25 protein-coding genes and 3 pseudogenes are annotated in these 23,943 nt (G+C 40.4%); 17 read left to right on the forward strand and 11 right to left on the reverse strand.

The window, feature by feature from the left end; translation table 11 throughout:
* Nucleotides 1-225: 225 nt before the first annotated feature.
* A pseudogene (locus ACX27_RS17080) lies at nt 226-1,468 on the forward strand (S-layer homology domain-containing protein).
* A 264-nt stretch (nt 1,469-1,732) separates the two neighbouring features.
* Here the strand turns inward: ACX27_RS17080 and ACX27_RS17085 are convergent.
* A complete protein-coding gene (locus tag ACX27_RS17085) occupies nt 1,733-3,100 on the reverse strand; it encodes a GAF domain-containing sensor histidine kinase (RefSeq protein WP_062294628.1) in 1,368 nt (455 codons plus the stop codon).
* Nucleotides 3,101-3,586: 486 nt separating this feature from the next.
* On the opposite strand from ACX27_RS17085, the gene ACX27_RS17090 reads away from it, so the two are divergent.
* Nucleotides 3,587-3,904 (forward strand): DUF3155 domain-containing protein, encoded by a 318-nt coding sequence (locus tag ACX27_RS17090; RefSeq protein WP_062294629.1) that lies wholly within the window; start codon nt 3,587-3,589, stop codon nt 3,902-3,904.
* 401 nt (nt 3,905-4,305) lie between these two features.
* Here the strand turns inward: ACX27_RS17090 and ACX27_RS17100 are convergent.
* Together ACX27_RS17100 and ACX27_RS17105 are read right to left on the reverse strand one after the other, a co-directional pair.
* Nucleotides 4,306-4,840 (reverse strand): annotated as a pseudogene (locus tag ACX27_RS17100) (cofactor assembly of complex C subunit B).
* A gap of 52 nt (nt 4,841-4,892) precedes the next feature.
* Nucleotides 4,893-5,240, reverse strand: coding sequence for a PadR family transcriptional regulator (locus ACX27_RS17105; RefSeq protein WP_062298395.1), 348 nt, complete (start codon nt 5,238-5,240; stop codon nt 4,893-4,895).
* Between the two features lie 592 nt (nt 5,241-5,832).
* On the opposite strand from ACX27_RS17105, the gene ACX27_RS17110 reads away from it, so the two are divergent.
* Entirely contained in the window at nt 5,833-6,393 is a 561-nt protein-coding gene (locus ACX27_RS17110) for a DUF3611 family protein (RefSeq protein ID WP_062294633.1), read from the forward strand.
* 174 nt (nt 6,394-6,567) lie between these two features.
* Nucleotides 6,568-6,915 (forward strand): hypothetical protein, encoded by a 348-nt coding sequence (locus tag ACX27_RS17115; protein WP_062294635.1) that lies wholly within the window; start codon nt 6,568-6,570, stop codon nt 6,913-6,915.
* A gap of 95 nt (nt 6,916-7,010) precedes the next feature.
* On the opposite strand, the gene ACX27_RS17120 is transcribed toward ACX27_RS17115, so the two are convergent.
* The 3 genes from ACX27_RS17120 to ACX27_RS17130 form a co-directional block, all read right to left on the reverse strand.
* A complete protein-coding gene (locus tag ACX27_RS17120; RefSeq protein ID WP_062294637.1) occupies nt 7,011-7,547 on the reverse strand; it encodes a hypothetical protein in 537 nt (178 codons plus the stop codon).
* Between the two features lie 11 nt (nt 7,548-7,558).
* Nucleotides 7,559-7,909 carry a YtxH domain-containing protein gene (locus ACX27_RS17125; RefSeq protein ID WP_062294640.1) on the reverse strand — a complete coding sequence of 117 codons (351 nt, stop codon included), beginning with the start codon at nt 7,907-7,909 and terminating at the stop codon, nt 7,559-7,561.
* A gap of 95 nt (nt 7,910-8,004) precedes the next feature.
* Complete coding sequence (locus tag ACX27_RS17130) at nt 8,005-8,370, reverse strand: hypothetical protein (protein ID WP_062294642.1); 366 nt, start codon at nt 8,368-8,370, stop codon at nt 8,005-8,007.
* A gap of 90 nt (nt 8,371-8,460) precedes the next feature.
* Here ACX27_RS17130 and ACX27_RS17135 point away from each other — a divergent pair, with 90 nt between their 5' ends.
* The gene (locus ACX27_RS17135; RefSeq protein ID WP_062298397.1) at nt 8,461-9,054 is read left to right on the forward strand and encodes a Uma2 family endonuclease; all 594 of its coding nucleotides are present in this window, start codon (nt 8,461-8,463) and stop codon (nt 9,052-9,054) included.
* A 74-nt stretch (nt 9,055-9,128) separates the two neighbouring features.
* Here ACX27_RS17135 and ACX27_RS17140 read toward each other — a convergent pair whose 3' ends face one another.
* Entirely contained in the window at nt 9,129-10,892 is a 1,764-nt protein-coding gene (locus ACX27_RS17140) for an iron uptake porin (protein WP_062294644.1), read from the reverse strand.
* A gap of 343 nt (nt 10,893-11,235) precedes the next feature.
* On the opposite strand from ACX27_RS17140, the gene ACX27_RS17145 reads away from it, so the two are divergent.
* Complete coding sequence (locus ACX27_RS17145) at nt 11,236-12,531, forward strand: APC family permease (RefSeq protein ID WP_062294646.1); 1,296 nt, start codon at nt 11,236-11,238, stop codon at nt 12,529-12,531.
* A gap of 16 nt (nt 12,532-12,547) precedes the next feature.
* Here the strand turns inward: ACX27_RS17145 and ACX27_RS17150 are convergent, their stop codons facing one another.
* Entirely contained in the window at nt 12,548-13,168 is a 621-nt protein-coding gene (locus tag ACX27_RS17150; RefSeq protein ID WP_062294648.1) for a Uma2 family endonuclease, read from the reverse strand.
* A gap of 356 nt (nt 13,169-13,524) precedes the next feature.
* Here ACX27_RS17150 and ACX27_RS17155 point away from each other — a divergent pair, with 356 nt between their 5' ends.
* Complete coding sequence (locus ACX27_RS17155; protein ID WP_062294649.1) at nt 13,525-14,196, forward strand: N-acetylmuramidase family protein; 672 nt, start codon at nt 13,525-13,527, stop codon at nt 14,194-14,196.
* A 179-nt stretch (nt 14,197-14,375) separates the two neighbouring features.
* On the opposite strand, the gene ACX27_RS17160 is transcribed toward ACX27_RS17155, so the two are convergent.
* On the reverse strand, nt 14,376-15,125 hold the full coding sequence (locus ACX27_RS17160) for an SDR family oxidoreductase (RefSeq protein WP_062294651.1): 750 nt from the start codon (nt 15,123-15,125) through the stop codon (nt 14,376-14,378).
* A 246-nt stretch (nt 15,126-15,371) separates the two neighbouring features.
* Here ACX27_RS17160 and ACX27_RS17165 point away from each other — a divergent pair, with 246 nt between their 5' ends.
* Nucleotides 15,372-16,343 carry a CobW family GTP-binding protein gene (locus tag ACX27_RS17165; RefSeq protein WP_062294653.1) on the forward strand — a complete coding sequence of 324 codons (972 nt, stop codon included), beginning with the start codon at nt 15,372-15,374 and terminating at the stop codon, nt 16,341-16,343.
* A 299-nt stretch (nt 16,344-16,642) separates the two neighbouring features.
* Here ACX27_RS17165 and ACX27_RS17170 read toward each other — a convergent pair whose 3' ends face one another.
* Nucleotides 16,643-17,500, reverse strand: a complete 858-nt coding sequence (locus ACX27_RS17170) for an N-acetylmuramoyl-L-alanine amidase (protein ID WP_062298398.1) — start codon at nt 17,498-17,500, stop codon at nt 16,643-16,645.
* Nucleotides 17,501-17,719: 219 nt separating this feature from the next.
* Here ACX27_RS17170 and ACX27_RS17175 point away from each other — a divergent pair, with 219 nt between their 5' ends.
* From ACX27_RS17175 to ACX27_RS17200, 9 genes and pseudogenes are all read left to right on the forward strand, one after another.
* Entirely contained in the window at nt 17,720-19,657 is a 1,938-nt protein-coding gene (locus tag ACX27_RS17175) for an NACHT domain-containing protein (protein ID WP_235526250.1), read from the forward strand.
* On the forward strand, nt 19,617-20,240 hold the full coding sequence (locus tag ACX27_RS33965; RefSeq protein WP_235526251.1) for a hypothetical protein: 624 nt from the start codon (nt 19,617-19,619) through the stop codon (nt 20,238-20,240). The genes ACX27_RS17175 and ACX27_RS33965 overlap by 41 nt, the downstream gene beginning before the upstream one ends.
* 172 nt (nt 20,241-20,412) lie before the next feature.
* Entirely contained in the window at nt 20,413-21,078 is a 666-nt protein-coding gene (locus ACX27_RS31795) for a HEAT repeat domain-containing protein (protein WP_144427478.1), read from the forward strand.
* A gap of 15 nt (nt 21,079-21,093) precedes the next feature.
* Entirely contained in the window at nt 21,094-21,324 is a 231-nt protein-coding gene (locus ACX27_RS17180; protein WP_062294656.1) for a hypothetical protein, read from the forward strand.
* 4 nt (nt 21,325-21,328) lie between these two features.
* Nucleotides 21,329-21,556, forward strand: a pseudogene (locus ACX27_RS33970) (type II toxin-antitoxin system HicA family toxin).
* On the forward strand, nt 21,553-21,777 hold the full coding sequence (locus tag ACX27_RS17185; RefSeq protein ID WP_062294658.1) for a type II toxin-antitoxin system HicB family antitoxin: 225 nt from the start codon (nt 21,553-21,555) through the stop codon (nt 21,775-21,777). Before ACX27_RS33970 ends, ACX27_RS17185 begins: the two are co-directional and overlap by 4 nt.
* A gap of 169 nt (nt 21,778-21,946) precedes the next feature.
* Entirely contained in the window at nt 21,947-22,201 is a 255-nt protein-coding gene (locus ACX27_RS17190) for a hypothetical protein (protein WP_062294660.1), read from the forward strand.
* Between the two features lie 9 nt (nt 22,202-22,210).
* The gene (locus ACX27_RS17195) at nt 22,211-22,651 is read left to right on the forward strand and encodes an HNH endonuclease (RefSeq protein WP_062294662.1); all 441 of its coding nucleotides are present in this window, start codon (nt 22,211-22,213) and stop codon (nt 22,649-22,651) included.
* Between the two features lie 90 nt (nt 22,652-22,741).
* Nucleotides 22,742-23,218, forward strand: a complete 477-nt coding sequence (locus ACX27_RS17200) for a hypothetical protein (RefSeq protein ID WP_062298400.1) — start codon at nt 22,742-22,744, stop codon at nt 23,216-23,218.
* Here the strand turns inward: ACX27_RS17200 and ACX27_RS17205 are convergent.
* The gene (locus ACX27_RS17205) at nt 23,196-23,540 is read right to left on the reverse strand and encodes a hypothetical protein (RefSeq protein ID WP_062294664.1); all 345 of its coding nucleotides are present in this window, start codon (nt 23,538-23,540) and stop codon (nt 23,196-23,198) included. The two genes, ACX27_RS17200 and ACX27_RS17205, sit on opposite strands and share 23 nt — an antisense overlap.
* Between the last annotated feature and the right edge of the window lie 403 nt (nt 23,541-23,943).

Genomic DNA, 23,943 nt, shown 5'->3' on the forward strand with positions numbered 1-23,943 from the left:
TCCACAATGAGAAATAGTTATTAATGAATTATCAATTAATTTTTTAATATGTCATAGGAAATAAGTCATATATCAGAGATAGACACACATGACTTATTACCTATTCATATCTGTAATTTAAATCTAAAAATATTTTCAAAAAAATATCAAATACCAGAAACTTTTTATATCGCATTTTGTCTAAGTAATTAACAGAAACAAAATAAATGTAAAGAGGTAAAATTAATGTTTACTTTAAATCATTGGCAATCTAAAACTGCTGCACTCATGGCTTTGACCATTACGGCTGGCGCTGTAGCACCTTTTATTAATGCTACACCTTCTTTGGCTCAAACTACTTTTACAGATGTTTCTTCTAATTATTGGGCAGCACAATTTATTCAAGAATTGTCACAACGGGGTGTAATTGCAGGTTTTCCCGATGGTAGTTTCCGCCCAGAAGAAGCAGTCACCCGCGCTCAATTTGCAGCAATGGTCAATAAGGCTTTTTCAAAAGCACCACAACGACAAGCAATCAACTTTGTGGATGTACCCAGTAATTTCTGGGCATCTAGCGCCATTCAGCAAGCTTATACCATTGGTTTCTTATCTGGATATCCTGGAAATCGTTTTGAGCCGAATCAAGCGATTCCTCGTCAACAGGTGTTGGTTTCCCTGGCTAATGGTTTGGAATATAGCCCTAGTGGTAATGTGGAAAGCACTCTGCAATACTTCAACGATGCTTCGGGAATTGCTAGTTATGCCCGTAGTCCGATTGCGGCGGCGACAGAGAAGCAAATTGTGGTCAACTATCCTAATGTTAAATTCCTCAGCCCGAATGCCACTGCAACACGCGCTCAGGTAGCAGCTTTTATTTACCAAGCTTTAGTAAGCTCTAATCAAGCTTCGGCAATTAACTCACCTTATATAGTTGCGTCCCAACCCACTACACCCACACCCGTCTCAATCACAATTCCCCAAGGAACTGTTATCCCCGTGAAGTATGACCAAGCGAAAAAAAATCTTGGTGACTAAAGATGAGACAGCACCTTTAACACTAACTGTTGACCAAAACGTAGTTACCCAAGATGGTACTGTGGTAATTCCGGCTGGTAGTCAAGTTGTTGGTCAACTCAAACCAGCCAAAGGCGGCTCACAATTCGTAGGGCAGAAACTAGTGTTAACCACAGGACAAGAATATCAAATTGCCGCTACTTCTGATGTGATTACCAAAACCGAAACTGTCAACAAAGGTACTAGCACCAGAGCCATTATTACCAATACAGTATTAGGTGCTGGGGCTGCGGCTGCGGTGTCTGCGGTGACAGGTGATCGCGCGATCGCGACAGAAGAAGTTCTCGGTGGTGCGGCTATCGGTGGTTTAATTGGCTTGTTCTTCGGTCGCAACAGCGTTGATTTAATTGCTATTAACCCCAATACCGATTTAGAAATGACCGTCAATCAAAATCTGTTGGTGTCGGTGAGGTAGTGTGAAAGAGGCTAGAGATGAGAGGCTAGGGACTAGTACAACAAGGCACAAGTAAAAAGTGAGCCACTGCGTTGGGCGGGTTTCCCGACTCGCTCAGTGGCGTTAGCGACGCAGGAGCGTCACTCTGAAAGAGGCAAAAGGAAAAAGTAAGAATATTCATAACACAAGCTTTTTAGCAATTTCTTATGGTCTGTTTATTTACGCCAAGCTGTACTAGTGCAGAGTACGTTATTACTCAAAGTATGAAGGACAAAATTTCCCACTTCATGCTTCATACTTCATTTGACTAATTGGCAACCAAATAATAAATGTAGTTCCTGGTGCGTCAGCAGATGCGATCGCAGTTGTAATTGCGGGGCTGAAAACTTCAATTTCACCTTGCATTTGCTCGATTAATTGTTTTGCGATCGCTAGTCCCAAGCCTGTACCGGGAATTTCTGTTTGGGCTTGTACACCCCGGTAATGTCTTTCACCCAAATGTACTATGTCTTCTTGGGGAATTCCTGGCCCAGTATCACTAATAGCAACACCCAAAAAGTTATCTCTTATTTGACCAACTTGGATGAAAATTTTGCCGCCTTTGGGTGTGTATTTCAAAGCATTATCAATAATGTTATTCAAGATTTCTTGTAAGGCTTTAAGATTAACACGCACTAAAGGTAAATTTTTCGGAATTTCGGTTTTTATTTTCAGGTGTCGTTCTTGGGCGATCGCTTTAGCTGATAGTAATAATGGTGCTAATAAATCAGCTAAAGAGCAATCAGTTGCCTGTTCTCCTGTACCTGGCAATAATAAAATTGGTTTAGGTTCTGCTTGGACAGTAGCTTCTACAAAAACTTCATTTTCTGGTAATACCCGTGGTGCTACATCCAATTCTGTCCAGTCGATAACTTGCTCAAATTGTTGCAATAATTCTTTGAGGCGATCGCTTTCTCGGACAATACTCGCCCCTACTTCTCGGTTTGGGTCGCCTGGGCGCAGTCTTTTAAATAGCAACTTGCCAAAAGTCCGCAATGCTGTCAAGGGATTGCGAAATTGGTGCAGCAAGTTATCTAATAAATCTCGTTGCTGTTCTTGCAGGACTTGTTGTTGATGTAGCTGTTGTTGTAACCAAGCGCGACGCTGATCTAAAACACAAGCGATCGCCAAAGTTTGAACTATTTTTTGAATTGTATTTTGTTCTTGTTGATTCCAAGCCCGATCTTCTCTGCATGTCACCAGTAATCCCATCATCACACCTTCATGGACTAAAGGCATAACAATCTGGTGTCCACTCAGCAAATACTCTTCTTGGAAATTTGGTTGTTCAGTATCTGTTGTTTCGACTTCTGGTGATGTAGCCGTAAATTCCGTAGCTGCTGTTAGTAACCTTTTTTGCTGTTTCGGTAGTAGCAAAATATTACTAATTTGTAACTGTTTACGTGCTTTTACTTCCGTATTTTCTTCTCCAGGCGGTAATCCTGCGGTTTCTGGATAAACAACCACAGGAATTAGTTTCGCCTCAGTTGTTGGCGCTTCTACCAATTCTTGTGTTAAATACACCACACTTAGAGAAGCTCCCAAACCTTGGGCTAATAATGTTATTTGTTCTCGGCATAAAGCCACAAAATCTGAACTAGCAGACATTAACATTTTTCATTTATTGCTCAGTATCACAGGCTTTTGAGGAATTTTCCACAACAAAGAACTCACAACTCAGGAGTTAGAATACATAATCTATACTGAATGTAACTGGCCAGTGAATGACAGTGAAACTCCACATGAAATTTGAGATTTGCTGATTTACCCTTGAGGAAGGCTACATCTAGAATTAGTGGCAGGTCTGCTTCACTCATAATTAATTCTGACTCCTGAATACTGGCTCCTGAATTCTTCTTCAAGAATCAGCTTGATTCTAACTCTCTTTTGATCAAGCTTAACGAAAGCTTCTCAAATGATGGTAGAAATAAAGAAATTGTGTACTTTACTAGTTTTGTGATTTATTTGCCTTCAAGAAAATTATTTTCGTTGTATCAAAAGTTTATAAACTCTTGATTTTTTGAACTAGAACTTTTATAATTACGACGGATTTTGTAGCTATCACTACAATCTAATAGCTTGAAAGAGGAGGAAAATAGGTTGGCAAGGAGACGGAAACGGAAGAGTCGTCGTCGCCAGGAAGGACGGCGGATTTTAGAGCATGTGCCTCAATATAGCATCGAAAGCGGCGAAGAAAAACCTGTGACAGCAGCAAGAAAATTCATTCAGGCTGAAGGGATATTGCCACCCGCTCTGCTACTCGTAAAGCGCAATGAACACACAACAGACCGATATTTCTGGGCAGAAAAAGGTCTGTTTGGTGCCCAATACGTAGAAGAAAACCATTTCTTGTTTCCCAGCCTCCGGACGTTAGAAGCTCCGGCTGGTTCAGAACCTGTGGCAGTAGCTGCACGTTAAACTTGAATTGGTACTTTTACGTTGTTGAATGTGTTCTGAATATTCATTTAACTGGCAAAGTTGCTCAGTTTATGCAAAATTTTCAATTTTTTTTTAAATTTGGCACTGATTTGCCAGTAGAGGGTAGTCCAGGCAGTTGGACAAACAACTTTATTCAAGCCAATTTGGTTTGTGTAAGTTGAATTATCAACTAATACACATCAGGGAGTGAGAAAGAGTGATACAAAGCATCCAAAAGCGAGAGTAGAATTTTACTTTGCTTTTGAGAGCTACGTTACAAGATACGTTTTTCTCTAAGACGTTTCGTTACAGAGAGAATTTACATCCCAACAACCCTCTTTCCTACTCCCTATTGTTTATTTCCTCTCGCTCATCACTAGAGGAAACTTAAAAAACAAAGTTTAATCACTCAGCTTTAAGTTGAGTGCCTTCTGTAACTCAATCAGTTCATCTCGATGGGCAGTTACAGCAATCTTACCTGGAGAGTTTGGTTCATCTTGATTAGCTTTTTGCAGATGAAGCAAGACTTTCTCGGTTCTTCCTGCTTTTTTCCAATAAAATAGACCGCTTAAAGGTGCCAGCAGAATTATTCCCAGAAAAAAAACTGCTCATGTTGGGCAGAAGCATTGACAAAACAAAAGATAAACAAATTAAACCTACAGTTGCAAGTAGGGTTAAAAAAATCGCTAAAAATAAGCTTGGTTGGACAAAACCCTCAAACGTGACTTGATTTTGGTCACGGTCTACCGCTGCCACTCGGTAAGACCGGGAACGGAAATAATCCTGTAATTGAGGCATTAATACAGCTTCGTCCTGCTCAGATATTAGTTGAGCCGTTTCTGTGCGGTCTTTGGTAGCAGCACGAATAAAGAAAAACAACCCAACTAATAACAATAAGGTGAGCAGAAACGTAGATGGCAGAATAGCAGTATCCATAACTGATTGTTACTGTTTGACAGGAGGAGATTTGTTCATTATTAATTATTAATTAATTTGTCCTCCCGTTGATGTACTCTTGCCAAAGACGTGTTAAATCCTGCGCTTGAACTTGCCATTCTGGAGAAACTTGGTACATCCGCCTAGGTCTTCCTCGTCCTTCGAGTTTCTTCCAATACCCATTAATTGCCCTTTCGTCTTCCAGAAATTTGATCGCACTATAAAGCACGGTATCTGAAAGCCGATAGGTTGGATATTCAGTTTCCAAACGTTGAATTAACTCGGTGCCGTAGGATTCACCTTGCAGTAAGACAGACAGTATGTAACAAATTGCTAGTTCCTGACAGAGGTAAGTTGGCGGAGGATTTTCAAAGAATTGATATATATCCTCAAGTTTCATGGTTGGTGAATGGCTAAAAAAATGCCCTAGTGTGGGGTTTATCATCCTTGTGTTCCGTATGTAGTACTAATAGAAGTAAGCATTCATACAGAGACACTAGGCAGGATTGTCAAAGCGTCAACGTAAAAAAAAGTAAAACAAATACGCCCCACGCAGATAAAGTCATGGGATACAAGCGAAACTCTCAGGAGCGTAAGAATTACTCTCCTATTTAAGCTCTAGGCAGTGTGGTGAGGAGCAAGAAAGACAGAGGCATAGCCACTGTAATTGGTGTCAAATGATGCCGAGCCGATTAGAACTGCATAAGCATAAAATGCCATCGAAGAAATTTTACAAGTAAAATGCCATTTTGTCTGTAAATTTTCTTTCATGACGAAGTTCTACTTGAGCTACTAATAGGTCATCTGGTAAGTGTGATAGTAATAGGACTTACGCACTAAGATGATCTGTGAAGAATGGGTGAAGGGATGTAAGGGTTTTGGATACATACACCCTGATAACTCTACACCCCAGACTCACCCAAACCCTTGATTTTTGGTCTCAATGCGTAAATCCTAAGCAAATCTAGCAAGTGCTAAGTATATTGATTAGTATGTCGCAAAATTCCGATGCCCTGCGAGCGATCGCTCAAACATTCCGTCTCATAGGTTGGATTAGTTTTTGGATTCAGCTAGTGCTAGGGGTGGTTTCCAGCATCATTGTGTTATTGTTTGCTATTTTCTCCCAAAGAGCCGGTAGCCCTAGTAATAATCCGGGGACTGGGTTTGGAGTATTTCTCGCTGTCTGTGGATTAATTGTTTTAGGTGCAGGTATTTATATCGCTTTTCGCTACACCAGAATTGGGAGACAACTGGAATCGTCAAATTCTAGTAACCGCCCGCGCAAAAGTGAAACTGTACAAGTATTACGCTTAGGCTTGTGGATAAATTTGATTGGGACTTTGGTAACACTTTTAGGAGCGCAGGCGATCGTTGGGACTTTGGTAGCTAGGTCAATCTCTCCCCAAGCCATCACCACACAATTTTTTGATCCAACACGGATTATTAGCGGTTTGGATATGCTGGTAGTTCAGGCAAACACTAACACTGTTTCCGCCCACTTTGCCGGATTAGTCGCTTCGCTTTGGCTAATCAACCGCATCAACCGCCCATAACCTGATCTTCTTGGCTGATTTCAGATTTTCTTGTCAGTAAGCAAAAGTTTACGTTTAACTTTTCCGAAACCAACTTACACAAGCTTGTAACTTAGCATATAGTTGTAAAAAAACTTACTACTCATCAGTAGTATTAAAGCTTACTTAGGATGAACTTTATCTTTTGAGGATATTATGACAAATTCATTTGACCCCAGGAGAAATCAACCAAGACAAAATTTTGATCAGAATGCTTGGAGATTTGGTGTACAAGTTGCTTTTAGCACTATAGTGTTAGGGCTGTGTATTTTTCAGTTGGTGTCAAAACCAAGTAGTGATCAGAATACAGCACTCTACTGGGGTGGGGTGACTAGTGTATTAGCATATTGGTTGCCTTCACCTGGGCAGACGAAAGATGATAAAGAGCAGATGACAATTAATACAAGAACCTTTACAGCTACTGACAGTAACGGCCACGCTGGTAACGATACTGTTTTGGCTCAAACTAATTCCACAACTATAACTACAGACTCTAAAAATTGATATAGCAGTCCTAGTTGATATGTGAACAACAAAGACAAGGAAGACAGGGTAGACAAGGGAGATTTAAATTCATAAAGAATTTTGTTTATCTTAACTTAAGAAAGATAGTCGTCATCGTCGGGATTATTATCCCAATTAGAAACATTATTAGAACGATAGGCTTCGGCTTTGGTGCGGCGATTTTCCTGGCGTAAGGTTTCTCGTTCTCGTGATGTGAGTTGTTGCTTTTCGGTAATTGGTAAACGTTCTACTGTGCGCTTAGAGGATTTCTGGCGCACAAAGGTTTTCCAGGCAGTTTTTATCCCAACGACAAAGCTACGAGTCCCGACTTGAAGATTTTGGGCTTGTTTTTTTGCACCATCAATGCTTTGATCAACTTGTTGAACGACTTGACTAGCACTTTTGACACCTTCACTGACATCATTGGTTAAGTCAGTGATTTCGATACCAGTGGTGCGGATAGAATTTAGAGTAGGTGGTAACTCCCGTGACAGGATATCAAAAAACTTTTCCGCACTGCGGGCGGCGCGTGCTACTTCTTGCAATGCGGGTATGGCCGCCACTAAAACGGCAGTTAGGCTGACGGCGACTAAGAGTAGGGACAGTCCCAACCAAAATACAGGGTCAATCACGGCTATGCTATCTATGAGCGTTCCAAAGGCTGGGGAATTGAATCTGAGTCTTCTTCTGTGGTTTGCCGATGCAAAACTTCACTTTCGCGTTGACTAGCATCAATGCCAGCTGCGATCGCTTCTTTTAGTCTATCTAAAGTTTCATCCCAGTTACGTAATGCGTTAGCAGACAGACGATCAGCCTGAATTTGTACACTTGTTGATAAATCTTCCGCTAATTCTGGGATGGCATCAGCAGACTTTTTCAAAAGTTTACGAGTTTCGCGTCCTGTGCGCGGAGCAATTAGCAAACCGGTTAAAGCACCGATGGTTGCTCCTAGCATCATACCGCCAATAAAGACTCCAGAACGGTTATTAGACATCTGAGTTGTTTCTCTCCTTACACTTATTTTAGGTGGCTTGTTTCCCCTTGTATAACCAGAATGATTTTATCGAGTTAATTTATCTTGACAATTGATCAACTAGAAAGGTTGCTGTTGTTCGTTCTGGTTTTGGGAACCGTCATTGTTCGCCCAAAAGAATGAGATTGACGAATATAGCGTTTACTGAGTCGCTGTCCTAACAATAGCAGACTCACAATTTGTCGCACTTGCTGAAGTTGCAATTGTAGAGATTGATTTCCCCGTCGTAGGTTACGGATATTTTGCTGAGATATATCAAGATTTTGGGGGGTTTGAGACAGGAGATTTTGGCTACATTGTTCATAGGCGGTTAACCTATCAGTTATCCAGGCGATTCGTCCCTTAATTTGCCAGATTCGCCAAGCTATGTAGAACAGCAATAGGGAGATGAGGGTATTGATGATGACTACTACTGTAACCATTGTTTACATAGGTAAGAATTTGATGAATGTTTGGGACTGGGAGAAATGGCGATCGCAGATAATAAAATTAATCTGATTGGCAAAATCTCGATGGAACCTCTCACCCTCAACATACCACCAGCAGTAGGTTTGACAGACGAGCAGTTTTATCAAATATGTCTAGCCAATGATGAATGGCGCATCGAACTCACTGCCGAAGGAGAACTAATAATTATGCCACCAACTGGCGGCGAAAGTGGTATTAGAAATTCAGGGTTGACAGCTAAACTGTACATTTGGAATGAACAAGCAAAGCTGGGAAAAGTGTTTGACTCTTCTACAGAGTTTCGCTTACCAAATGGTGCGTATCGTTCACCGGATGTTTCTTGGGTAAAGCAAGAACGCTGGGATACACTAACCACTGAACAAAAAAGACGCTTTCCACCCATTTGCCCCGATTTTGTGATTGAACTGCGTTCTCAAACTGATTCTCTCAAAAAATTGCGAGATAAGATGCTGGAGTATCGAGATAATGGTGCGCGTTTGGGTTGGTTGATTGATCCGTTCACACCTTTAGTAGAAATTTATCGCCCTGGTGTTGAGGTGGAACTGATTAATTTTGCTGTGGAACAACCACCTACATTGTCTGGTGAAAATGTCTTGCCAGGATTTATCTTATCTTTAACTACAATACTTAATCCTTGAGATGCGAGAACATATTCGATTCCCCACAACGAAAAGGAATAGAATATGTTCTCAGCTAACCTTGAAAGCAAAAGCTAAAATCGGAATGTAGTCCGAATGATGCCAGTGTAAATTGTATCGTTGTTGCTGTTATGTTCAGGGCTAAAGATTACCAGCAGTCCGGGTGTAATGGAGATATTGTCATTAACTTGGTAGCGATACAATGCTTCTAAACGGTAGGAGGTATCAGAGTCTTCCCGACGGGCGCTAGTAGCAGTCCGCACATTTTCACCAAAGTCATTGTCTGTGACTTTTGGCGGTTGACCAAAGATAATCCCACCTAAGTTACCTTTTTTACCCAAGTCTGGGAAAGCAAAAGTCACTGCCCAATTCCAAATATCTGCTTTATCGCCACGATTGACGTTTGGTAAAAATGTAGTTTCGGCGATCGCTTGAGTATACCCCACCCAACCAGACAAGACAAATTTTGAGTTGACACGATAGCTAGTTTGGAAACTATAGTAATTGGCAGAAGTGGCAATTCCACGGGGATTTGTGGCTGTACTTCCAGGGCCAGCACCAAAGGGTTGATCGGCAAAAGCACCACCATACAACCCGGAAACTGCGACATCGTTATTAGCACCACTAAAGTAGGAGTGGGCATAGGTAAATCCTAACGCCAGGTCTTTGTTTGGTTGAAATGCTAATTGTGCTAATGCGCCATAACTACCATCAAATAAACCTCTTCCCTCTGTTGGGTCATTAGCTCTTCTGGCAAGATAACCACCAGAGAAAGTAATCTGGTCGTTGAGTTTGTAGTTAACACTCATACCTGTACCAAAATTAACCCCAGAACCACTGTTACTGGCGCGGTAAATCGGAGAAAAACGACTGGCGCGAGAAATAGAACCCAAGGGAATGGATGCTAGTAAGGGGTTAAAGTTGTTGAAGTTGTCGTAAAATTCCCCCCCAATGGCATCAACAATGACGTTGAGTTTGTCACCAACGGGAAAGCGATAATATAATTTCCCAATCAAAAATTCATTATTTGTATCCCCATCCCAAGAAAGGCGGGTCATGTTTGTACCCGTAACGGCATTGTTAAAAAATACGGTGTTGTTTGCTTCTAAACGGGTTAATAGTTGGTCTTTACCTGTGAAGCTGGTGACTAAGTTGAGGCGGATGCGATCGCTAAATATTGTATTATCTTGCAACCGCCGACCTCCAGAGGCTGCATATTCCGCTTCTCTGGTACTTGCTCCGCCTTCGATTCTCCGCCAACGGTCGGAGTCTATGGCTCTATCTTCACCAAACACACCCCCCACACTAAAAATTACTTCTCCGTTGAATTTGGTGGTGGTGGAAAATTGCTGACTTTCTAAAATAGCGGTGCGATTTTCTAAGGCATCAACTCTGCCTCTGACTTCTGCCAGAGTATCAGCAAAATCTGTTTGCAGTTTTTGTAAAGTTGCTAAGTCTTCTTTAGTTACTAAGTCTGCTGTACTACTGGCAATCAATTCATTAACTCGATTCAAACAAGCATTCAAACCTGCGGCAAATTCATAACGAGTCAGGGCGCGATTGCCGCGATAGGTGCTATTTGGGTAGCCTGCAATACAACCATAACGCTCAACTAATGATTGCAATGCCTGGAATGCCCAATCTGTAGGTTGCACATCTGTCAGTTGCGATACGGATGTTACTTGACCTTGAATCTCGGTTTCCGAGTCTGCAATATTTGTCTCAGAAATTACATTGCTTGGGATTGTCGGATTGGCAGATACCGTTGTTGCCGCGATCGCATTCAACCCTATAACTATTGATGCTATCCCCAAAGAATGACGCACAATATCAGACATTATTAAAATTGTCCAGTAATATTACTCAGGTTTTTCGTATCAATTACTGTATGTCTAAATATTCAGCTTAAAAGTATTGTGCTATACAAAAAAAATATTTTTACTTTTGTTGAATAAAAATATCTAAAAAGCCAAAAATCCCTTTCTATAAGCTTTTTAATAAATTAAAACAAAGATATTTAGCTAAACACAGCAATTCTAATAAAGCATGATTTTGATGTATTTTTTACATCACATATTTTTACAGATGATAAATTAGCAAAATTCTGCGTCTCTGCCGTCTTTGGGGAATGGTATCCTCAGCAATGAGTCCAACATCTCTCTAAATCAGGAGATACAAAAGATGTCCGTTAGCAATTCACCAACCCAACTCAAACGCGAGTTAGGAGTTTTTGGTGCAACCCTGATGGGATTGGGTTCGATTGTCGGAACGGGTGTATTTGTCAGTATTGGGATTGCCTCCGGAATAGCAGGGCCAGCAGTAATTCTGGCGGTGGTAATTGGGGCAATTGTAGCTACTTGTAATGGTCTGAGTAGCGCCCAGTTAGCTGCTAATCATGCAGTTAGTGGTGGTACTTATGAATATGGTTATAAATATCTGACTCCAGCTTTTGGTTTTACCGCAGGTTGGATGTTTTTAGTGGCGAAAACAGCTTCGGCGGCGACGGCTGCTTTGGGTTTTGCTGGTTACTTCCTCAATGTTTTCGGGTGGAGTAACAGTTGGCTTGTACCTGTGGCTATGTTGGCGGTAGTAGTGATCACAGGAATTGTATTAAGCGGGATTCGACGGTCTAATACTGCTAATACGGTAATTGTTTCAGTAACATTGCTGTCTTTAGGTTTATTTGTGTTGGTTTGTTTACCTCGTGCAGCCACGGTAGGAATGACAAATTTAACACCTTTTTTTACTAGTTCGCCTGGGGCAGTACTGCAAGCCAGCGCCTTGATGTTTGTGGCTTACACTGGTTATGGACGCATTGCCACAATGGGCGAAGAAGCGCGATCTCCCAGGGTTACAATACCCAAAGCGATGATTATCTGTTTACTGCTGACAATGCTGTTATATATAGTCGTCGCTACTGTGGCCATTGGGGCTGTAGGGGCAGATTTTTTAAGTAATACCGTAGGGCAAAGCAAAGCCGCACCTTTAGAAGTAGTCGCCCGGAGTGTGGCGGGTTCTGGTGTAGCTTTAGTGTTAGCTATAGGTGCAATGACAGCAATGTTAGGTGTGCTGTTGAACTTGATTTTAGGCTTATCGCGTGTGTTGTTAGCAATGGGTCGCCGTTCCGATGCACCAAGATTTTTAGCCAGACTCAACCGCGAACAAAATTCCCCATATTGGGCTGTAATTGTCGTAGGAATTGCGATCGCATTTTTAGTCTTGTTGGGTAATGTCAAAACCACTTGGTCGTTTAGCGCCTTTAGTGTTTTAATTTACTACGCAATTACTAACTTAGCCTCTCTCAAACTTTCGGCATCTGAGAGACTGTATCCTGTGTGGGTAGGCTGGTTGGGTTTGTTATCTTGTTTATTCCTCGCCTTTTGGGTAGACTCGGCTATCTGGCAAGTCGGCTTAGGGTTAATTGTAGCTGGGTTAATTTGGCACCAAATCCGACGTATGGTAAGCGAAAGGTTATAGGTGACAGGTATGAAATCTACACCAAACCGGCTTGAAAAATTTGGTTTGGGGTGAGATTCAAGTCAGGGAAAGTTTGGGAGATAATTCGGTCATCGCCTCGGAACTTACTAACCTGATATTCTCCCTCAACTAAATTACAAACAGAGATTGTTGGTTGTTTGGGATTACCAATAAAATTACGTCCACCCAACGCTGCGTAATCTATAATCCAGTATTCGGGAATACCCATCTCTTCGTAATCAGCGTATTTTAAGTAGTAATCATCTCGCCAGTTTGTTGACACAACCTCGATTACCAAAGGTATTGAAGCACCTAAGCCGACAACAGATTCTTTTTTCCATAATGGTTCATTTGCCAGATTGGTACGATTCAGCACTAACACATCGGGAAAATAACCAGAATCTTTTTCCAGTGGTCTAACAATAACTTGATTGGGAATAAGATAGGGGAGGGCTAATCTATCAATTGCCGCACTAAGCTTGATAGTCAAAAAGCCCTTGACTTCCTCATGGTCTCCTACTGGTTGTGCCATTTCAACAATACTTCCATTATGTAATTCGTAGCGTACCCCGGAATTTTCACGTAGGTGATCAATAAATTCCGCAAAGGTGACTAACTTGGGGATGGCTTGAGTCATAGATAATCAATGATTACGACTGTAGAAACATTATCTCTAATCTAAACGCTCCCGAATTGGTCGCCCAAAAAATTGAGCCTTGATATATTGCTGGAATATTACATCAGCACTCAAAAACGTCCAATGTTCGTTGTATGTTGATGAATATTAACAGTTTTCATGAATTTTTAACCTCTTGCCTGCATATTTCTTGCAAATTGGGATGAAAGTATTCATAGAAGATACTTTTTATCTAGCATTTCTCCGTTGAGTAAAGTACATCTCGATAGGGGCATAGAGACACTCTGCCCATTTTTGTGTACCTCTTAACGATGAAAACTGCTGTAAGTTGTTGATTTAATCAAATGGATTGAAAAATGATGAAACCAGTAAACACTGAAATAAAATATGCCTTCCCTTTGATCACTTATCCAGATGGTAGAAAATCGATTTGTAATATTCCTTCAGGATATGTCCAATCAGCATTATCTGAATCAGATTATAAAGATTTAAGTAATGAATTTGGACTAGAAGTAGCCTTAGTTAAAGCTGTGATGGAAGTTGAATCTAATGGTTCTGGATTTTTGTTGAAAGAAGCATCTCCAGCACGCCCAAAAATTTTGTTTGAAGGGCATTGGTTTTATAAATTAACTCCTAAACCTGTTTCTAAAAGTCGTCCTGATTTGTCTTATCCTAATTGGGATAAAAGTAAATATAAAGGTGGTTCCAGCGAGTGGGACAGATTGCTAGATGCAATGGCATTTGATGAAATTCAGGCTTTAAAAAGTGCATCTTTTGGATTGGGACAAGTGATGGGATTTAATTATCCTGCTGCGGGTTGTGCTTCAATTCAGCAATTTATTCAAGAAAACTTTGCTGGAGAGTACTGGCAAGCCAGACACATGATGAATTTTATTGTGAGTAATAATCTGCTCGATGAGCTAAAGCGAAAAGATTGGGATGGTTTTGCTAGGGGCTACAATGGCCCAGGTTATAAAAAGAATAACTATGATACTAAGCTAGAAGCAGCTTACAAAAAAGCTCTATAGAAGTTCTCTATTTTTATAGAAATTACCTACAAAGACGGGTGCATTTACTTTCAGCACATAGCCCTCAGACTGAAGTCTGGGGCTATACAAACGAAGCCTGCGGAGGCAGGCTTTAAAGTTTGTAGTTGGGCTTTAGCCCTTGATTTAAGCGATAAATCGCAACTACGAACCTTTCATCACTACCAAGGTACAGGTTCACCCAAATGGAAAAAGCCGCCACTCGGCCCATCATCAGGTAGGGTAGCTAACTGCACGCCTGTTTTTGCACCTTCGCTAATGTCCATCATTGCGCCTTCACCACCCAATTCTGTTTTTACCCAACCAGGATGGGCGCTGTTGACTTTGACTGGTGTATTGCGTAGTTCATGGGCTAAGTGAACAGTAAAAGAATTAACTGCGGCTTTGGAAGCATTGTAGGCAAAGGGTTTGGCATCATAAATAAGCGAGTTCGGATCAGCATGGAGGGTGAGTGAACCTTCAATGCTGGCCATATTGACAATCCGACCGCTTTTACTTTTCAAAATCAAGGGCAGTAATGCTTGAGTTACTTCTACCAAGGCAAAAAAGTTAGTCTCAAAAGTCTTGCGGATGATGTCTAAAGAAACAGAACTGGCGTTACTAATGCCCCAATCTCCATCCAGCATTACTCCTGCATTGTTAATCAGAACGTCAAGCTGGCCAAATCTGTCTGCAATTTCTTGAACGGCTGTGTGAATTTGAGTACTACTATTAATATCGAGGGCGATCACTTCAGCTTTTAATCCTTCATCTTTCAGTGTCGTTGCTGCTGCTTGCGCTGCTTGGAGATTGCGCCCTGCTATCAGAACTGTTAATCCTTGCTGGGCTAGTTGGCGACTCATTTCAAATCCTAGACCTTTGTTTGCGCCAGTAATTAGTGCAATCTTGCCATTTGATGCGCTGCTGACCATTGACTCCTCCTTTGGGGTAGATGCTTACAGCGGTCAGAGCGAATTTATCATGAGATTTCTATGTCTGAACCTAGAAAATTGGCTAGTTTTTGCCGAGATTAAAGGTTAAATTTATATTTTTAAATCTTACTCAAGATGGTTGTTAATTTATGAAACATATAAATTGTCTGTTATTTAGCACAAAAATGTAAAACCGCTTATTATGGGTGAGATTATCATGCAAGCGAGACCAGAGGTTTTGATGATATGGTGGCTGATGTAATAACAGATACAGTTCCCGTAACTGTTTTGACTGGCTATTTGGGCGCAGGCAAAACAACTTTACTCAATCACATTCTCACTTATGAACATGGTAAAAAAGTGGCTGTGATTGTGAATGAATTTGGAGAAGTGGGTATTGATAATCAATTAGTTATTGATGCCGATGAAGAAATATTTGAGATGAATAATGGCTGTATTTGTTGTACAGTCCGTGGTGATTTAATTCGCATCATCGGTAATTTGATGAAGCGACGTGATAAGTTTGACCATTTAGTAATTGAAACTACTGGTTTAGCTGATCCAGCACCAGTGATTCAGACATTCTTTGTCGATGAAGATATGCAAAATAAACTGTCTCTAGATGCAGTGGTGACAGTGGTAGATGCCAAGCATATTTGGCAACATTGGGAAGCCGATGAAGCCCAAGAACAAATTGCATTTGCGGATGTTATTTTACTTAATAAAACTGATTTAGTAACAGCAGAAGAATTAGAAGAATTAGAAAAGCGGATTCGGGGGATGAATGCGATCGCTAAAATCTATCGCACCCGCAACTCAGAATTAGCAATGGATTCCTTATTGGGTGTGCAAGCTTTTGATTTGAATCGCGCCTTAGAAATTGACCCGAATTTTTTAGGCGAAGATGCACATGAACATGATGAAAGCGTTTATTCTGTGGCGTTAGTAGCAGCAGGCGCACTCGATGGCGAGAAGCTACACGCTTGGATGAGTAAATTATTACAAACTCAAGGCCCTGATATTTTTCGGATGAAGGGCATTTTAAATATTGCGGGGGAAGACAATCGCTTTGTGTTTCAAGGCGTACACATGATATTTGATGGTAGACCCGACAGACCTTGGAAACCCACCGAAACCCGAAAAAACGAGTTAGTTTTCATCGGTCGGAATTTAGATGAAGCCAAACTCAAACAAGATTTTTTGGCTTGTTTGGTGTGAAGAGTGCTGATACCAATTCGCAATTCGCAATTCGCAATTCGCAATTGATAAATCCTGATTTGACAAGGGTTTCTGGGTTTGGATCTGTATCAGAATTTTAGTGAATTGGTATGAGTGCTTTACACTAAGCGGAAAACTGAAACGGAGCTTGTACTCCGCCCCAGTAAGAGCGACCTAAAAGGGCGATGCTTGACCCATGTTCAGCTTCGCTCCACGGCAGGGGGAAGGGCTTGCGCCCCCTGCTCTTCTGTCATCTGCCCCTTGCTGCTTCAATGTGCAAGTTCAATGCTTGCAGTTGATCACTTCTGCGCCCGATAAACTGGACTAATTTCACGATAGGTATTGAGTAAATTCAAGAATTTATCAAAATCAAAACTTACTGGATCGATTTTTTGACCAGAACGGTCGACTTGTTGATGAGTCGTAATGCGATCTTCGGGAACCTGACTTTGGGCAATTAACCAAGCTAAAGAATGATATTGAGCTTCGGTATAGCCGCTATGAACTTTAATATAATTATTTCCCCGGCCATCGGGTGGTGTTTCTAAAGAAACATGATAGGCAAAATTATTGACAGATGGCGGCAAATTAGGGTTAGTCTGGACAGTTTCAAAACCATTAAAGCTTTCAAAAACTGAGTTAGCCGCCCCAAAAGCTCGTTTTTCTGGTGAGACTAGATAAACAACTGTACCATCTAATTCAATTAAGGAATGATAACTGGCTTGGACACTTTCATCTTCATGGGGTGTTTGAAAGAAATTAATGGCGCTGTCGGCAGAATAACCAGTTTCGTGTAGTACGATAATGGCTGGATTGGTGAGTCTGACACCGTAAATATCTTGAGTGTAGCGATCGCCATAATTACTAGGGTCTACTTTAGCAATTTCATATCTTGGTTGATATTTAGCAAAAGCCTCTGTAGTTCTATATCTGCCCAAATTCTGCCGGGGAATACCAGGAGATTTGGCTGATTGATTTTTAGAGGATTGCAACTTTACTTGAGGATATTCATTCCCAACTGTCGTCATCTCTTGATTTGATGAGGTGGTTTGAGGAATTTTTGATTGGTTAATTTTGCCAATCAACAGCGCCACACTCAAAGCAGTAAATACCAGAGAAATTAATAGCACCCTAGTTGCCCATTCTCTAAAACTCATGTTGGCAGATTTCAGAATACAGCTAGAAATCATCTTAATCAAAACAATAATACCAATACATCTGCCAGTGATTCCCAATACAACTAGGACTTATATGTATAGCGACGTAAATATTTGTAGTTGGGAAACGGCAAGAGGCAGAAGGCACGAGGAAAGAGGGTTTTATGTTTATGTAATGGGGTTAAATCATCCTAAACTCGGAAATGCTTGCTAAAGCTGGTGTATATACTCATATTTAAACAATACACTAGGCGATCGCAAGCAATTATGTCGGAATTATTTCTTGGGTGGGTAGCGACTAATGCTGTTGGGCTACTGGTTAAGACAATTATGAATCAGGAATTTGTTAAGGAATTTGCTCAGGATTTAGCAAAAGACTACGCTAAAGACTTTTTCAAAGACCGTTTCAATAATGTCCCCATAGCACTATTTGAGAAAGAGCCACTGCAAAAAGCTATTGTTAAAGCATTGAAAGAGTTTTTTCAAATTGTAGAAGACGAGTTGAAGTTGTGCCAAGTCTCGGAAGCCGATATTAAGAAATTTGCTAAACCGCTAAAGACGTTTATATATAATAAATATGTTAAACAAATTTTAGGAAAAGCTTTTAAAGACGATTGTAATTCTCTTAATTATCAAGAACTCAGCAATATCTGGGATGAGCTTAATTTACCACTTATGCCAGCTAACTTTAACTGGCAATCGGTTACACAAAAATATCTTAAAAAATGCAAAGAAATTCTTGGTGACTCATCTGAACTACGCAGTATTTTATTGGGACAGAGACTTGAAGAAATTATCAGATTGTTAAAAGAGAATTGTAGTATTACACAAGATTTTGATTTACTAAAATATTTAGAAGCTATTCGTGAGCGGTACATTAGTTTAAAGCTGCATCGTTTAGAGAATAAAGGCAGCGAATTGAGGATTAATTTATGGCAAATATTTATTCCTCAAAATGTCCGCGAAGTTTATCAGGTGTTACCAGAACTACCCAAAGAACATCTCCGCCGATTACAAGCAACTCAGCAATTAGACACTGAATTTGATTTGGAAGAATTAGACCGCTATAAACGCAATTATATTCAGCAGCCGATACGTTCAGTATTAGATGTTATCCAAGAGAAACATTCAAGAAATTATCTTGTAATTTTAGGCGATCCGGGTTCTGGTAAGTCTACATTACTTCATTACCTAGCATTAAAATGGGTTGAAGAAACTTTGACGCTGAAAGATTTTTCTCTGCCGATTCCACTGCTCATTGAATTGAACAGTTATGTGCGCGATCGCAACGAGAAATGTAATAATTTTCTGGAATATTATAATCACGCCCCCAAATGCTTCTTTCATCTCAATCAGCATAAGCTGCACGAACAACTCAAGGCTGGTAATGCTTTAGTTATGTTTGATGGATTAGATGAAATCTTTGATTCAGTGATGCGAAATGAAGTAATTGATTCTATTCATCGCTTTACTAACGAATATCCAGATGTGCAAGTAATTGTCACTTCTCGCATTATTGGCTATCAACCTCAAGTATTACAAGATGCTGAATTTAGACATTTCATTTTGCAAGATTTAGAGTTAGAACAAATTACCGATTTTATTGGACGATGGCATGAAAGGACTTTTAATATCACTGACAAAGAAGAAAAAGACCTTAAACAAGAGCGACTGCAAAAAGCAATTACAGAATCAAAAGCCATTGCTGAACTAGCAGGAAATCCTCTGCTATTGACTATGATGGCAATTCTCAATCTCAGTCAAGAACTACCTAGAGATAGACCAGAACTTTATAATCAAGCATCAAGAGTATTGTTACACAAGTGGGATGTAGAACGTGCTTTAGAAACAGACAAATGGGCTATTAATGATAAAGATAAGCAAGCCATGCTACGTCAAGTTGCCTATACTATGCAATCTAGCGATGCAGGTTTAGCTGGCAATGTGATTAGTGAAGATAGTTTAATTAATGTTCTGACTGAATATTTAAAAGAAGAGTTAGAGTTTGATCAACCCAAATTAGCGGCAAGGCGAATAATTGAACAACTGCGGACTCGTAACTTTATGTTATGCTTCCTTGGTGCTGATTACTATGCTTTTGTACATCGAACTTTTTTTGGAATATTTCTGTGCTGCGTATTTTGTCTGGCGGTTTGAGAAGAAACGAAATATTTCATTAACAACGGAAGTTTTTGGCAAACATTGGGATGATGAAACTTGGCATGAAGTGTTGCTACTAATTACTGGGATGATTGAACCCGAATATGTTGGTGAAATTCTTGAGTATTTAATAATACAGGATGGTGAAGAGAAGAAATTTATCAATCTCTTTTTAGCAGCTAAATGTCTTGTTGAAATGAGGCATCGCTCAAAGATTAGAACAGTAGCTAATAAATTACTGAATCAGTTAAAAGATTTAATTAAATATGACCTCTGGTATTATTATCGACCTACCTACGATGACGAAGAAATTCAGCTAGTACAAGAAATTCGCACTCAAGCAGTCACAGCAATAGCCACAACTTGGCAAGAGGACTCCACTAAAACCCTTCTCCTACAACTCGCCACTGCCAAAGATGTTGATTCGGATGTACGAGTTACAGCAGTGGCACAATTAGCCCAGGCTTACAAGGATGACAGCACTAAAACCCTTCTCCTACAACTCGCCACTGCCAAAGATGTTGATTCGGATGTGCGGGATGACAGCAGTGGCACAATTAGCCCAGGCTTACAAGGATGACAGCACTAAAACCCTTCTCCTACAACTCGCCAKCTGCCAAAGATGTTGATTGATGTACGAGTACAGCAGTGGCACAATTAGCCCAGGCTTCACAAGGACTTGACAGCACTAAACCCTTCTCCTACRACTCGCCACTGCCAAAGATGTTGATTCGGATGTACGAGTTACAGCAGTGGCACAATTAGCCCAGGCTTACAAGGATGACAGCACTAAAACCCTTCTCCTACAACTCGCTACTGCCAAAGATGTTGATTCGTTTGTGCAACAGACAGCAGTGGCACAATTAGCTCAGGCTTACAAGGATGACAGCACTAAAACCCTTCTCCTACAACTCGCTACTGCCAAAGATGTTGATTCGTTTGTGCAACGGACAGCAGTGGCACAACTAGCCCAGGCCTACAAGGATGACTCCACTAAAACCCTTCTCCTAAAACTCGCCACTGCCCAGGATAATAATTGGTATATGCAAGAGATAGTAGTGAAACAATTAGCTCAAGTTTACAAAAATGACCTCGACACCAAAACTCTCCTGCGTCAACTGGCGAGTGCAGATGAAGATTATTTTGTGCGAGGGATAGCAGTGCAACAATTAGCTAAAGTTTACAAATTTCAGTCTGAACTTTTTGAAATCTACTATAACTGTGCAGCCAACGACCCCTTTGAGCATAGCCATGATGATATTATCCCAAATCCCCGACGCGTTGCACTGGAGATAATTGTCAAACAATATCCCCAGCATGAGTTGACTTTACCACTGTTGTGCGACAGAGCCGAAAATGATCCAGATGAGCAAGTAAGGAAATATGCTCAGAAAAAATTGGCAGAATTAGAGAAGTAAGATTGGCGAAAAATTATGAATAACACAGACATTCGTCAGCAAATTAACCAATATCTAGACCGATTATCTTCAGAACGTCTACAAGTAGTTGCTGACTTTTTAGCATATCTAGCAGACAAGGAGAGTGAAGACGCTACCCAAGAATTACTTGATACTCCTGGATTTATTGAGTCATTCGAGAGAGGTAAAAAAGATATTGCTGAGAATCGGGTAAAAAACTGGAGAACGATTCAAAATATAAACTGAGGCTATGCCCAAGAAAATTAGAGAACTCAAAAGCTTGTTGTTACAAGCAGGGTTTAGCTACCGTCCTGGTAAAGGTAGTCATACTAATTGATATCATCCTCTGCTACCTGGAAGAGTTACGCTATCAGGTAAAGATGGAAATGATGCTAAACCTTATCAAGAGAAAGACGTTAATAATGCACTGCAAAGATTAGAAGAAATTAAACAAGCACAAGAGGAAGAACAAGAATGAATTCTCATTACACAATAATTATTCAATGGTCTGATGAAGATGATTGTTTTGTTGTCAGTCTTCCTGAGTGGGGAGATTATTGCCACACTCACGGAGACACTTATGAAGAAGCTTTAAAAAATGCTCAAGAAGTTTTAGAAATGCTAATTGAATCTGCTTTAGAAGATGGTGAAATTTTGCCAGAGCCGCAAACTTTAGGCAAGTCTTTAAAAGTAGCATAATAAAATTAAACAGGTCATACCAATTCAATGTGAAGTTGCACATATCTCGATCCCCCTAAATCCCCCTTAAAAAGGGGGACTTTGAAGCATTTCCCCCCTTTTTAAGGGGGGTTAGGGGGGATCAAGAAGTACGAATCATCACAACCAGCCACTTTTCAAACCATCTCTTATGACTACATCGATAAATACAGCCAAGGTCTACGACGAAATTGTTGACTTTATTGCAGCTGGGACTACTCCCGAAAGTGTGGTAAAGTTTCAGCTTTCAGATAGTACAAAAGAGCGTTTAGAATATCTGGTTTATCAACATAAAATGGGCAAACTCACGCCAGAAGAAAAGAAGGAATTAGATCATTTCCTCACGTTAGAACATATTATGAGATTAGCAAAAGCAAAAGCCCATCAATACCTCAAGGCGGAGTAAGTTTTTCCTGTGTCTAGTCCTTACATTAATGCAGAACTGCGGCGTTTAGTTGCTCGTCGCGCTGATTATCTATGTGAGTATTGTTTAATTCCAGAAGGTGACGGCTTAAGTTTTCAAGTTGACCATATCATCAGCGTGAAACATGGCGGTGCAACTACAGCAGATAATCTTTGCTATGCCTGTATTTTCTGCAACTTGCAAAAAGGAACGGATTTAGGTTCAATTAATTGGCAGACTGGTGAACTTGTAAGATTTTTTAACCCACGTAGGGATTTTTGGGGTGAGCATTTTCGCTTAGATGAGGCTGTGATTCAACCGCTAACAGATATAGGGGAAGTAACAGCCCGTATTTTTGATTTTAATAGTGATGAAAGAGTAATTGAACGGCAAGTTTTTATAATATCTGGTCAGTATCCATCAGAGTCGGCATTAAAACGGATCAATAAGTAGAGTTATTACGTGTTTTTGCTCTCACCAATGGGAATTATATACTTAGCAACTATTGCTACTCAATTCTATAATTACCTTGGTGAATCTACCATGTCTTATCAAAATATTACCGCATCCCTTTCGCCCGCAGATATCCAAGAAATTAAAGCAGCACTCCAGACAGTACAATCAAAGCTACCTTTTCTTGTCACTCTCAGCACGGAAGAACGGCGGAAGATGGTCAAGATGGGTGATAAAAGTCTGGCTTTTGTAAATAATAGTGCGGCGGCGGCTCAGTCTAACCGGAATATTCTGCCAGCTAGTTTTGATGTTGAGGAGTTGGTAAAAGATTATCAGTTAGCGATCGCACTTACTGAAGTATTAATTTCTATGCGCCAACTCACAGAACAAGTAGATGATACTCTACTGGCAGTTGGCAGTGAAGCTATGAGCAGCAGTTTAACTGTATATAATTACGTCAAGACAGCATCAAAAACTACTCCTGGCTTAAAAACTCTGGCGGAACAATTAGGCGAACGCTTCAAAGCTATCAAAGGTAGACCGACTAAAGCTGCATCTGGTTCGTGAGTCCTGAATACTCATTAATGAGTCTTGGAACTCCATTAATGAGGCTCTGAACTCCTTTAATCAGTGTTTGAGCTTCATTAATGAGTCTTGGAACTCCATTAATGAGGCTCTGAACTCCTTTAATCAGTGTTTGAGCTTTATTAATGAGCCTTGGAACTCCATTAATGAGGCTCTGAACTCCTTTAATCAGTGTTTGAGCTTTATTAATGAGCCTTGGAACTCCATTAATGAGGCTCTGAACTCCTTTAATGAGTCTTGGAACTCCATTAATGAAGCTTTGAACTCCTTTAATAATTGGGTTTAGTATTGTTAGTTCATACACGGTAGCTTTTTCAGGGGGTCGCCGCAGACGGGAGGAGCTTCACTGAACTGGAATTTATTAGTATCTCAAAACACAAACAATAAAAGCTAAAACAAGGTGAAGAATTTGGTTTTTTGGGTGGCAAAACCGTAAAATTACAATCGTAACTGGAGATACAGAAATTAAGTTGTAGTCGTCTCTACACCCCATTTCCGGGCAATTGAGTACAGCTTAATATATCGTAAAATAACTTGGCTAAATCGCTGCAAATTCTTATGGGTAAAGGATTTGATGGTGAGTACCGCAATTCTTAAACCCCCACCCAAGAAATACTAGTACCCCTACTTTAAAAAACTAGTACCCCTACCCCAAGAGAAATTTTTTATTAATTAAAAATAAAGCTTTGCAGTGGTTGAGTACAACA

It is taken from the genome of Nostoc piscinale CENA21 (assembly GCF_001298445.1).
Classification (GTDB): Bacteria; Cyanobacteriota; Cyanobacteriia; order Cyanobacteriales; family Nostocaceae; genus Nostoc_B; species Nostoc_B piscinale_A.

Excerpts from the sequence above, each read along its gene's own strand:
- ACX27_RS17085 (WP_062294628.1), bottom strand. The coding sequence starts at position 3,100 with ATGTTAATGTCTGCTAGTTCAGATTTTGTGGCTTTATGCCGAGAACAA.
- ACX27_RS17105 (WP_062298395.1), bottom strand. The coding sequence starts at position 5,240 with ATGAAACTTGAGGATATATATCAATTCTTTGAAAATCCTCCGCCAACT.
- ACX27_RS17110 (WP_062294633.1), top strand. The coding sequence starts at position 5,833 with ATGTCGCAAAATTCCGATGCCCTGCGAGCGATCGCTCAAACATTCCGT.
- ACX27_RS17115 (WP_062294635.1), top strand. The coding sequence starts at position 6,568 with ATGACAAATTCATTTGACCCCAGGAGAAATCAACCAAGACAAAATTTT.
- ACX27_RS17125 (WP_062294640.1), bottom strand. The coding sequence starts at position 7,909 with ATGTCTAATAACCGTTCTGGAGTCTTTATTGGCGGTATGATGCTAGGA.
- ACX27_RS17130 (WP_062294642.1), bottom strand. The coding sequence starts at position 8,370 with ATGGTTACAGTAGTAGTCATCATCAATACCCTCATCTCCCTATTGCTG.
- ACX27_RS17135 (WP_062298397.1), top strand. The coding sequence starts at position 8,461 with ATGGAACCTCTCACCCTCAACATACCACCAGCAGTAGGTTTGACAGAC.
- ACX27_RS17140 (WP_062294644.1), bottom strand. The coding sequence starts at position 10,892 with ATGTCTGATATTGTGCGTCATTCTTTGGGGATAGCATCAATAGTTATA.
- ACX27_RS17145 (WP_062294646.1), top strand. The coding sequence starts at position 11,236 with ATGTCCGTTAGCAATTCACCAACCCAACTCAAACGCGAGTTAGGAGTT.
- ACX27_RS17150 (WP_062294648.1), bottom strand. The coding sequence starts at position 13,168 with ATGACTCAAGCCATCCCCAAGTTAGTCACCTTTGCGGAATTTATTGAT.
- ACX27_RS17155 (WP_062294649.1), top strand. The coding sequence starts at position 13,525 with ATGATGAAACCAGTAAACACTGAAATAAAATATGCCTTCCCTTTGATC.
- ACX27_RS17160 (WP_062294651.1), bottom strand. The coding sequence starts at position 15,125 with ATGGTCAGCAGCGCATCAAATGGCAAGATTGCACTAATTACTGGCGCA.
- ACX27_RS17165 (WP_062294653.1), top strand. The coding sequence starts at position 15,372 with ATGGTGGCTGATGTAATAACAGATACAGTTCCCGTAACTGTTTTGACT.
- ACX27_RS17170 (WP_062298398.1), bottom strand. The coding sequence starts at position 17,500 with ATGAGTTTTAGAGAATGGGCAACTAGGGTGCTATTAATTTCTCTGGTA.
- ACX27_RS17180 (WP_062294656.1), top strand. The coding sequence starts at position 21,094 with ATGAATAACACAGACATTCGTCAGCAAATTAACCAATATCTAGACCGA.
- ACX27_RS17185 (WP_062294658.1), top strand. The coding sequence starts at position 21,553 with ATGAATTCTCATTACACAATAATTATTCAATGGTCTGATGAAGATGAT.
- ACX27_RS17190 (WP_062294660.1), top strand. The coding sequence starts at position 21,947 with ATGACTACATCGATAAATACAGCCAAGGTCTACGACGAAATTGTTGAC.
- ACX27_RS17200 (WP_062298400.1), top strand. The coding sequence starts at position 22,742 with ATGTCTTATCAAAATATTACCGCATCCCTTTCGCCCGCAGATATCCAA.